Annotated in this window: 10 protein-coding genes and 1 tRNA gene; 4 read left to right on the top strand and 7 right to left on the bottom strand. The window is 71.0% G+C overall.

All coding sequences use genetic code 11. The annotated features are described in order from the left end of the window. Positions 1 to 318: 318 nt before the first annotated feature. The 4 genes from VF647_10975 to VF647_10960 form a co-directional block, all read right to left on the bottom strand. Positions 319 to 759 carry a biopolymer transporter ExbD gene (locus VF647_10975; GenBank protein HEX8452611.1) on the bottom strand — a complete coding sequence of 147 codons (441 nt, stop codon included), beginning with the start codon at positions 757 to 759 and terminating at the stop codon, positions 319 to 321. Between the two features lie 89 nt (positions 760 to 848). After that, the gene (locus VF647_10970) at positions 849 to 1,343 is read right to left on the bottom strand and encodes a hypothetical protein (protein HEX8452610.1); all 495 of its coding nucleotides are present in this window, start codon (positions 1,341 to 1,343) and stop codon (positions 849 to 851) included. 33 nt (positions 1,344 to 1,376) lie between these two features. After that, entirely contained in the window at positions 1,377 to 1,943 is a 567-nt protein-coding gene (locus VF647_10965) for a hypothetical protein (protein ID HEX8452609.1), read from the bottom strand. Between the two features lie 31 nt (positions 1,944 to 1,974). Then, positions 1,975 to 2,379, bottom strand: a complete 405-nt coding sequence (locus tag VF647_10960) for a hypothetical protein (GenBank protein ID HEX8452608.1) — start codon at positions 2,377 to 2,379, stop codon at positions 1,975 to 1,977. A 184-nt stretch (positions 2,380 to 2,563) separates the two neighbouring features. On the opposite strand from VF647_10960, the gene VF647_10955 reads away from it, so the two are divergent. After that, entirely contained in the window at positions 2,564 to 2,980 is a 417-nt protein-coding gene (locus tag VF647_10955) for a hypothetical protein (protein ID HEX8452607.1), read from the top strand. A gap of 354 nt (positions 2,981 to 3,334) precedes the next feature. Here the strand turns inward: VF647_10955 and VF647_10950 are convergent. Continuing rightward, positions 3,335 to 3,421 (bottom strand) — tRNA-Ser (locus VF647_10950). Between the two features lie 116 nt (positions 3,422 to 3,537). Here VF647_10950 and VF647_10945 point away from each other — a divergent pair. From VF647_10945 to VF647_10935, 3 genes are all read left to right on the top strand, one after another. Next, a complete protein-coding gene (locus tag VF647_10945) occupies positions 3,538 to 4,776 on the top strand; it encodes a L,D-transpeptidase family protein (GenBank protein ID HEX8452606.1) in 1,239 nt (412 codons plus the stop codon). 96 nt (positions 4,777 to 4,872) lie between these two features. Continuing rightward, complete coding sequence (locus VF647_10940) at positions 4,873 to 6,201, top strand: L,D-transpeptidase family protein (protein ID HEX8452605.1); 1,329 nt, start codon at positions 4,873 to 4,875, stop codon at positions 6,199 to 6,201. Positions 6,202 to 6,412: 211 nt separating this feature from the next. After that, positions 6,413 to 8,191 carry a serine/threonine-protein kinase gene (locus VF647_10935; GenBank protein ID HEX8452604.1) on the top strand — a complete coding sequence of 593 codons (1,779 nt, stop codon included), beginning with the start codon at positions 6,413 to 6,415 and terminating at the stop codon, positions 8,189 to 8,191. A gap of 246 nt (positions 8,192 to 8,437) precedes the next feature. Here VF647_10935 and VF647_10930 read toward each other — a convergent pair whose 3' ends face one another. Then, the gene (locus VF647_10930; GenBank protein HEX8452603.1) at positions 8,438 to 9,349 is read right to left on the bottom strand and encodes a hypothetical protein; all 912 of its coding nucleotides are present in this window, start codon (positions 9,347 to 9,349) and stop codon (positions 8,438 to 8,440) included. Between the two features lie 180 nt (positions 9,350 to 9,529). Continuing rightward, on the bottom strand, positions 9,530 to 10,440 hold a 911-nt coding region (thiL, locus tag VF647_10925), incomplete at its 5' end, for a thiamine-phosphate kinase (GenBank protein ID HEX8452602.1).

The raw sequence follows: 10,440 nt of genomic DNA, 5'->3' as shown, positions 1-10,440 counted from the left end.
CCTTCAAGCCGCCTGAAGACATGCGCACCCACGATCCCCGACGAAGACATTGTCCCCCTGCCGCCAGACCTGCCCCTGGAGCGAACACCGCGACATTCACACAGGAAATGCGGGCCACGGACGAATTAATTGGAACAGATGACCTGCGTGTCTGCCCACCCTCGCCCCGGCCCAGATCTCCGCCCCCCTCACACGGAAATCCGTAGGGGCCGCCCCACGTGGCTGCCCGTGCCCGCCCCGGCACCGCCGCCGGCCGTCACGCACCAGAACAAACCCCCGCGGCGCACTGCCGCGGGGGTTCGTCGTTCCGTCACACCTTCACCGATAACAGGCGTCGAGCAGAGATTCCTTGCCTCGCGGGCATTGGGTCGCGAGATCGAGCTGCTGGACGCCGGCACCCCGCGCGGCCTCCGCCAGCACGAGCAGCCGGTCGTATGGGGCATCACGATCGGCCGTCACGTACAGCCGCGTGGCGCCCGGCCTGGAGGCGACAAGCGCACGCACTCTCGCGGACAGATCCGCATCGGCCACGGGTTTCCAATCCGCGCTCTCCCGCAGATAGAACTTGCCGTGATTATCGATCCCCACGGTGAGCGGGTTCGCGCCGACCGGGAGCCCCGTCGCCGCGTTGGGGAGGTACGGGCCGCCGTGGGCCGGTGTAAAGACCATCACGAGCACCAGGAGAATGACGCTCAGAAACGCGAGCGGCAACAGCGTGGAAGGCCCGAGATCGATCAGCTTCCTGGTCGTGGACGTCATGGTGCCCTCATCGCTGCGGCGCCCGAGGTGAACGAGCCTCATCGGAACGCCTCAGCACAGCCACTTCTGCCCTGCGCCTCAGCAGGTCCTCATGCAGCGGCCGCATCGCGCACGCGCGCACCGAGCGCCCGGCCGACGGCTCCGGCGAGCGGCGAGAGGAGCGTGGCGGCAACGACGAAGCGCAGGTAGTACCAGATCAGGCGCACGGTGACGTCCGACGGAGGCTCGCAGCTCCAGCACTCCGCGATCTCGAAGTTCATTCCCGTCGATGGAAAAGCCTGCTCCAGTCCCGCCGCGCGCGCCAGGAGCGTCACGACCAGCGAGGCGAGCGCACCCATCGCGGCGGCGGCGGCGGCGTAGCGCGCGGTACGCTCCGTCCAGGGCGCATCCTGCCGCCGCGCGAACCAGGCCGTGGACAGCGCGAAGACGAGAAGAAGGTACGCGAGAGCCACCGCGGTGATCTCGTTCGATAGGCCGCCGGGGGGCAGCAGGGGAACGATGCCGGCGGGCGCGTACAGCGCGGCGGCGAGCAGGACCGGACGGACAGGCACGGGGGGCGGTGCCGCGGAGATGCGGTTGAGCACGATGGTCGATCCTGCGGTGGGAGAGGAGAGGAGTCAGGTGAGGAGCCCGAGAACGAGCCCGGTGGTGGAACCCGCGAGGAAGCCGAGCGCGACCTCAGCCCAGCCGTGGCGGCCCAGCGCCACCCGCGCCCACGCCAGCAACGGCAGAACGAGCGCGAGCAGCCACCCGGCCGGCAGCCCGCGAGACAGCAGCACCGCCGTCGCCAGCGATGCCGCCGCCATGTGCAGCGACACCTTGATCCACGGCGTCACCGCCGCGCAGAGCGCCACCATCACGAGGGCACCGATCGCTCCGCGCAGCAGGGGCGAATCCGGGTGCGTGGCCGCCAGGTACCCGAGGAGCGCCAGGATGCCCGCGCCGCCGACCAGGAAGAGCACGGGCCGCTCCTGCGGGTGCGACGCATCCACGTTCGTCCACGCGCCGCTGCGCACCTGCCGCCGCATCAGCACCGCGAGTGGGAGGAACGCAAACAGCGCCACAGTCGCGACGCTCCACGCCGCCGCGCCCCAGCCCCGGTGGAGCTCCACGGCGCCCACCATCGCCAGCGTCGTCACGAAGGGATGGGCGAGGATCGACACCCATCGCGCCAGGCTGGTCATAGTGAGTGGGGCAAGAACCTGGTGCGACAGCCTACACGTGGATGTCCGCCGCCAGCAGCAGCAGCATGAAGATACCAAAAAGCAGGTACAGGCAATTCAGCACGATCCCCGTCCACGCAACGACGTTCCGCGGATGCCGTCTCACGTACAAGACGCCGAGGCGTGCGCCATAACAGCTTCCGAACGGGATGGCGAACCACACGATCCCCAGCAGGGTGTCGAGCAACGGGCCGATGGCGCGGAAGTGCAGGTACACACCGAGCAGGAAAATCACCGGCATTGAGCCGATCTGGATCGAGAGCAAAACCGCCCAGACCACCAGCGACCTGCCTGCACTGTCAGGCCCGAGGGCGTCCGCCGAGGCGTTCATGGCTTGTGATAGCGGCTCGGCGCCACCGGGCCCGGCGGATGGGCGCACCACAGCGCGGAAGTTCATCTGTTGGATTGGGATCGGGAGACAAGGTCGTTGCAGACGCGCGAGTTAGCAAGTCTCACGTAGAAATTCGGTGCACCAGCGGCCCGGGAGGCACGACAACGGAGCTCTTGCGGGAACACGGTTTGCAACGTAAAGTACTTCGCAGATCGGAAACGCGCAACGAGCACTGAACGAGGGGATCACCATGTCGAACCTGGTCAACGTCCTGTATCCGCTTCCCGACTACCGGCGCACGCCGCTGTCCACGGTGCGCTGGTGGGAGTCGCGCCGCCTGACGTTCAACAAGGCGGTGGGCGCCACGGGGCTGGTGACGCTCGCGGGGATGTCGTTCTTCTTCGCGCTCCCTCCCTTCGCTTCGCCCATGCCGCTGGGGTTCATACTCGCGGGCACGGCGGCGTACGGGATCGCGGCGAACGTGTGCTACTCGCTGGGATGGATGATCGAGCTCCTTGCCCGCGCCGCGTGGGGGCGCAGCGCGCCGGACATGGGCCCGCTCGTCTTCCGGCAGGGGGTGATCTTCTCCGTCGGCCTGACGCTGATGCCGCTGCTGCTGTCGGCGGCGCACTGGATGGCGCGGTGCGTGGCATGGGTGGTGGGGTGAGGCTGAGGGCCCCCTCCCCCCGGCCCCCTCCCCCGCCTGCGGGGGCGCAGGGCGGGTGAGGGGGAGAACTCCATCTGCGCCGCACAGATCCGGTAGGGGCGCGATTCATCGCGCCCGTGTTACGGGCTGCTCCGACGCCCGTCCACACGCACGAATTCCGTAGCGGGCCGACCTGCGTGTCTGCCCGCCCACTGCGAACCTCGTCCCCCGCCTAACGCCCGCAACCGTAGGGGCAGCCCCACGTGGCTGCCCGTGCCCGCCCCGGCGCCGCAACCCGCCTGAACGCACGAGGAAGCCCCACGCAGCACAGTGCCGCAGGGCCGATTCGTTCACCGTGACTGGTTGATGAATCAACGGAGGGAGTGGGATTCGAACCCACGAGGTTGTTGCCAACCCGCCGGTTTTCAAGACCGGAGCATTCAACCGCTCTGCCATCCCTCCAACGCGACAAATCTTCCAATTTCCCGGGGGCAAGTCAACTGGGGGCGTTGATCGGGAGAGCCTCGGGGGTATATTGGGCGCCAGCTCCGCACGTGGTATCACCCGAAGCGCACCCGATGCTCTCGTTCCCTCGCGCCGCACTCGCGGCGCTTGCTGTTCTCGTGTCCGGCGCCGCGGCGGCGCAGGCTCCGGTTGTGCCCGTGGCGCAGCCAAGGGTGGCCGTGGTAGCGGCGGATACGCCCAGGGTGCCCGCCCAGCCCGCGGTGGTGCGGCCGAACGGGGAGCGGTGGGCGCAGATCACGGCGGGGACGGCGAATGCGCGGCCGGCGAGGTTCCCCATCGGGCGCGGGCACAGCGGGCCGGCGGTGCTGCGGGTACAGGTGCTGCTGGACCGCGCGCTGTTTTCGCCGGGGATGATCGACGGGCGATGGGGGCACAACACGCAGACGGCGATCTTCTGGATGCAGGCGCGCGAGGGGCTTCCGGCGACGGGCGCCGTGGACAGCGCGACGATGCAGCGGCTGGAGGCGCTGGCCGGGAGCCCGGACACCATCGTGCACCGCCGCGAGCTCAAAGCGGAGGACGTGCGCGGGCCCTTTACGCGCATCCCGGAGAACATCTACCAGCAGGCGAAGCTGGCGTGCTCGTGCTACGAATCGCTCACCGAGAAACTGACGGAGAGCTTCCACGTGCACGCCGATCTGCTTCGCAAGCTGAACCCCGGCGTGAAGCTGGACAGCCTGCGCGCGGGCGATACCATCACCGTGCCCGCCGTGCGACCGATGGACGTGCCCGCCACCGAGCCGATCGCGGAGCTGTGGGTGTCGGGGAGCGGGAAGTACGTGCACGCGATGAGCGCGGCGGGGCGCATCCTCCTCCACTTCCCCACGACGCTGGGAAGCACCTTCGACCCATCCCCGCAGGGCGACTTCACGGTGGCGTCGGTACACCCGGACCCGTGGTGGCACTACCAGCCCCGCATCCTCGCCCACGTGCCCGATGACCGGCCGGACGCCAGGATCCCGCCGGGGCCCAACAACGCGGTCGGACGGGTGTGGATGGCGCTCACGGCGCCGCACTACGGCATCCACGGGACGAAGTCGCCGGAGACGATCGGGTACGCGACGTCGGCGGGGTGCGTGCGCCTTACCAACTGGGATGCCGTATTCCTGAGCCGCAGGGTGACGCCAGGGACGCCGGTCCGCTTCCGCGACACGCGTGCGCCGGATGCGCAGCCCACGGGGAGCCCGACGCGCGCCCCGTCCGCGCGCCCGGACAGCGCATCGGCCATCCGGCGTGACAGCACGAGGGCGCCCGCACGGCGGGACAGCGTACCCGCACGGCCTCGGCGCTGAGCCTTCGGCCCGAAACCTGCCAGCTTCTACGATTCGCCCGTCCCGTGCCGTGCCGCCGGGGCGGGCGACTCGTATCTCAACCGAAAGGATGGCGCCATGAAGCGGACGTACCTGTGGGCCCTCGCCGTCGTCGCGCTGGGCGCGTGCTCGGATGGGGACGGCGACGCCGCCGCGAAGGCACCGGACGCACCGATCCAGAACGCGCAGGCGGACAGCGGCGTGGCGGCGGACCTTCCGCCCGTCGTGGAGCGCGAGCTGACGCCGGAGGAGCTGGAGCGCGGCCGCAACTCCAACGAGTGGACGAGCGTGGTGCAGCTCGACACCACCGGCGGCGGCATGGCGGTGACGAATCCCGAGAAGTGGGAGATGATCAGCACCGAGCAGATGAATACCGGCGCGGCCTTCCTCCCGCTGGGCGGCGACGTGGGCGGCCCCTCGGTGTACCGCGTGCAGATCCTCCTCGACCGCGCCCTCTTCTCGCCCGGGATGATGGACGGGCGCTGGGGGAAGAACACCGCCAAGGCCGTGTACTTCTTCCAGCAGCGCGAAGGGCTTCGCACCACCGGCCGCGTGGACTCCGCGACGTACGACAAGCTGGCCGTCGCCGCCGGGCGCCCCGAGCAGCTCGTGGTGGCGCGCACGCTGACCGCCGAGGACGTGAAGGGACCCTTCGTCGAGCTCCCGGACAGCATCTACGACCAGGCCAAGCTGGATTGCACCTGCTTCGAATCGCTGACCGAGAAGTTCACCGAGAACTTCCACACCTCGGCGGAGCTCCTCGCCAAGCTCAACCCGGGGGTGAACCTGGACGGGCTGCAGGCGGGGCAGACGCTGAACGTGCCCAACGTGCGCGATCCGGATGCGCGGGTCCAGGGGCAGATCGCCGAGCTCCAGGTGTCCGGCCGCGGCAGCTACGTGCACGCGGTGGATGCAAATGGGCGCATCCTGTACCACTTCCCGTCGACGCTGGGCGGCACGTACGAGCCCTCGCCGCAGGGCGAGTTCAAGGTGGTCAACGTCACCAAGAACCCCTGGTGGCACTTCCAGCCCGCGCTGCTGGCAAAGGTGCCGGACAGCCGCCCCGACGCGCGCATCCCCCCGGGCCCCAATAACCGCGTGGGCGCCGTGTGGATGTCGCTCTCGGCGCCGCACTACGGCATCCACGGCACCAACAAGCCGGAGACGATCGGCTACGCGACGTCGGCGGGGTGCATCCGGCTCACCAACTGGGACGCGCTCTTTCTGGCCGACCGGGTCGCCAGGAACACCCCGGTGCGCTTCCGCGACATCGTGGGCCGCACCGGCGAGCAGGACGCCAGCGGCGCCGGCTCGCGCGTGGACTCGCTGAAGCAGGCGGAGTCCGGGGCCGGCAGCTCCGGCCGCAGCGACACCGCGGCTTCGCGCACCGGCCGCCCGCGCAGCTGACCCCAACTGCCTGGCTCACACAGAGGCACAGAGACACAGAGAGAAAACTTCTTGCCTTTCTTCTGTGCCTCTGTGTGAGATGCAGTCGTGGATGGATGCGGGCCGGGGCACACGCCTTGCGCCCGCGCCTGTCCTGAACCCGGTCCGCGGTCCGGCGCGGCCGAAGCTCCCAACCCGATTTCAAACGCATGCTCCACCCCCCGCGCGGCGAATGAAGCAGCCTTTCGAGCGGCTCCTCCTGGGTCACACCCTTGCGGCCCGCTACCGCGTGGACGAGGTGGTCGGCGCGGGGGGGATGTCCGTGGTGTTCCGGGGGCATGACCTCACGCTGGGGCGCCCCGTGGCGGTCAAGGTCGTGTCGATCCCCGCCGACTCGGACGGGATGCGCCAGAACCTCCGCGAGCGCTTCCGCCGCGAGGCGGCATCGGCGGCCAGCATCCCGCACCATCCCAACGTGGTGCAGGTGTACGACTACGGCACCGACCCCGCGCTGGACCTGGACTTCATCGTGATGGAGCTGCTGCGCGGCCACGACCTCAAGGACCGCCTGGCCCGCGGCGCGCCGCCGCATGGCGAGGCGATGCGCATCGTGCGCGACGCGTCGCGGGGCGTGGCGGCGGGGCACCGCGCCGGCATCCTGCACCGCGACGTGAAGCCCGCCAACGTCTTCCTGGTGGGCACCGACGACGAGCTGGAGTTCGTGCGGGTGCTGGACTTCGGCATCGCCAAGCCGCTGCGCTCGCAGGGCGAGGACGCGCTCACCACCATCGGGCAGCTCCCCCACTCCCCCGCGTACGCGTCGCCCGAGCAGCTCGACCCCGACCTGCCGGTGACCGCCGCGTCGGACGTGTACCAGCTGGGCCTGGTGGCGTACGAGACGCTCACCGGCGAGCGCCCGTACACGCAGACCGAGCGCGAGCACGTGCGCGCGGGCGAGGAGATCCCGCTGCGGATAACGGACCGCTGGGCCGCCGTCCCCGCCGGCGTGCGCGCCGTGATCGCGCAGTCGCTGCACACCGACCCCTCAGCCCGCTTCCCCGACGCCTCCGAGTTCGTGGAGGCGCTCGTCCGCGGCGAAGAGGAGCGGACGGTGCTCCACCCGGTCCCCGTCCCGGTCGTCCCGGAGCCGGCCGCGCAGCCCCCCGCGCCCGAGCCAGAGCCGCCGGCGCCGGTCGCTCTGGAGCCCTCGCCGCCGATCGTCGTGCTGCCCGCGCCCACGCCGCTGGCCGACGTGCCGGTGGCGCGCGCGGAGCCCACTGTCACGCATCACGCGCCACCAGTCCACCCGGCGCCGGTGCACTCCGCGCCCGCGCACCCGGTGGATGCGGCGCCCAAGGCGGCCCGCCGGAACCCGCTACTCCTGGCCATCCCGCTCGTCCTACTGGCGGTGCTCGGCCTCTGGGCCTTCAACCGCGGCGGCGACGACGAGACGGCCGTCGTTCCCGTGGCCGCCACCGACTCTTCGGCGGTGGCCGGGCTGGACGAGACCTTTGCGGGCCTCCAGGCCGAGGCGGCGCAGACCGCGCCGGCCGCCGTCGCCACGCCCGCCGCTCCGGGTGCGCCGATCAAGACGCAGCAGCAGATCGCCGAGGAGGTGGAGCAGGCGGTTCGCGACCTGAACGACGCGTGGGTGCAGGGCGACATTGACCGGCACGTCAGCCACTACGCGAGCCGTGTCGACTATTACAACTCGAAGCGCCTTCCCCGCGCGGGCGTGCGCCGGGACCGCAGGCGCGACCTGCAGCGCTACAGCGAGAACCGCCGCATCGTCCTGCACAACGTCGCCGTCACCTTTCCCGATCCGTCACACGCGCGCGTGCTGGTGGACAAGGAGTGGACGTTTCGCAGCAAGGAAACCACCCGTCAGGGGCGCGGAACACAGGAATACCTGCTGAAGCGTGACGAGGACGACGGGAAGTGGTACGTCACCTCCGAACAGCTCCTCAAGCGCATCGAGGAGAGCGTGCCGGCGGCGGGGGCGGGGGTGTAGGGGGCAGTTGAGCCCGGCGGTTGAAACCGCTGCAACAACCGCGGGAAACCTGCCTTCGCAGGTTTGCGGGGGGAGATGGGCGCCGGATTGCCGGGGATGCGGAATCGGCCCGTACGCACCAGGGGCTGAAGCCCCCGGCTGGAACTACGCGAAGACGGCTAAAGCCGGCTGGAGGATCGTGATGTTCGCCCGTGAGTCCGCGCAGGCGGACTTTGTGCTTTTGTTGCAGTGAGTTTACTCGCCGTTTCACCCCTTCCCCTTCTTCGGTTTCCCGTTCCCCGCACCGTGCTCACGCGCACGGGCTCGTCCCTGCCCTCGCCCGCGCTCCTGTGGTGCGGCGCGGACCGTGGGTGCGGGGGCGCGCGTGACTACCGCGGGCGCCCGCGAGCGGGCGGCGGGTGCCTCCGAGGTGGAGGTGCGAGCGGGCGCGGAGGAGGACCCGCCAGAGCCGGACGCGGTCGATCGGTCCGTATCGCTCGGCTCATCCTCGCCGTCCGCCGATGACACGGTGGATGCGGCGGAGTCGCGCGCGAGGGTCAGGCGATCCGCGATGATGAAGCCGCGCTCCCGTTTGCCCCCAACGCGCACGGAGTCGCCGATCGAGAGGGTGCTGATGTCTGCGGCGGCGCTGTCCCTCGTGACCACCGCCGTGACGGGGCTGACGACGACGCGCAGGTCGGGAAGCTGCTCGTTCGCCGGGCGCACCAGGAGCGCCCGGCGATCCGCGGAGGCGGCGAGGACCACGCCGTCGGCGTCGACGGTGGCGGGGATGGCGCCCTCGTTCATCATGCGGATGCCGTTCACCGTGACCGATTGCGTGCCGGTCAGCTCCACCGTGGATGGGAATGCGCGTCCGGAGCGCGCATCGGTGCGCAGACCGTGGAGCACCGCGCGCGAACCCGCCGGAAGATCCGCGATGTCGATCCGCCCCACCGTGTCGGCACCCTGCACCAGGCGCAGCGAGATGGGGCTCGTCGCCAGCCCGCCGAGCTCGAACGCCTTGTCGCGCACCTCGGTGTCCGTGCCGGCCTCCATGGCGAACACGCGCCCGGGCAGCGTGCCGCCCGGCGCGAAATCCCCCTGCACCGCGATACCCTCCGCGCCGCCCCCGCACGCCGCGAGAATGGAGGCACTGCAGAGGCCGAGGAAGATGCGCATGATGACGGGAGTCGGGGTCGGAGGTGAACTCGCTTCAACAACAGCACAAACCCCGCCTGCGCCTGCTCCGGGCCCGACATCGCGCATCACGAGACGGCTTCAGCCGTCTTCGCGTGGTTCCAGCCGGGGGCTTCAGCCCCCGGCGACGCGGCGCCGGTGCTTTGTCCCCGACGCCCAGATTCACTCCCCCCCGGTGAAGTGCCGGAAGCCGCGGTTGCGGAGGGGAGTCCGGTGCCCCTCGGCGTCCACCCACCACACGCCGTCGCCGTGGCCCACGCGGCCCACGGAGCGGAGAGAGACGTCGAACCTCCGCTCGAACTCGCGGCAGAGGGGCTCCACGCTCCCCGCGGCGGCGGTGAAGCAGAGCTCGTAGTCCTCGCCTCCGCCGAGCGCCATCTCGACGGCGCGGGAACGGGAGCGGGTGTGGAGCTGCACGGCGGGGTGCACCGGCACCAGCTCGCGCACCAGGAGGATGGCCACCCCGCTCGCCGCGGCCAGGTGCGCCGCGTCGCCCGCGAGGCCATCGGACAGGTCGAGCATGGCGGAGGGGAGCCCGCGCTCGGCCAGCCAGCGCGCCTCCTGCACGCGGGGGCGCGGCTCGGCGAAGCGCGGCCACGCGCCCCTTGGAGGACGGCGCCCGGCCAGGAGGCGCTCCACGCACGCCGCCGCCGCGCCCAGCTCGCCCGTCACCCACACCTCGTCGCCCATGCGCGCGCCGGAGCGGAGAACGGGGTGCGACGCCTCGCCGACGACCGTCACGTCCAGCATCACGGGCCCGGGTGAGCGCGTGAGGTCGCCGCCCAGCACCACCGCACCGACCGACTCCGCGGCCCGCCGCACCCCCTCCATCACCTCCACCGCAAAGTCCCCCGCATCCCCCCTGGGCACCGCGAGCGAGGCGAGCACGCCGATGGGCCGCGCCGCCATCGCCGCCAGATCGCTGAGCGCCGCGGCGGCCGCGCGGTACCCGATCCCCTCCGGCGGAAGCCAGTCGCGCCGGAAGTGGACCTCCTCCACGCTCAGGTCGCTGGAGAGCACGATCCCCTCCCCCGCCACCACCGCCCCGTCGTCGCCGGGCCCCACGCGCACGT

The sequence above is a fragment of the Longimicrobium sp. genome (assembly GCA_036387335.1).
In the GTDB taxonomy this organism is placed as follows: Bacteria; Gemmatimonadota; Gemmatimonadetes; order Longimicrobiales; family Longimicrobiaceae; genus Longimicrobium.
Note: the sequence above shows the minus strand (reverse complement) of the source record. Positions and strands in the feature narration are given on the sequence as shown.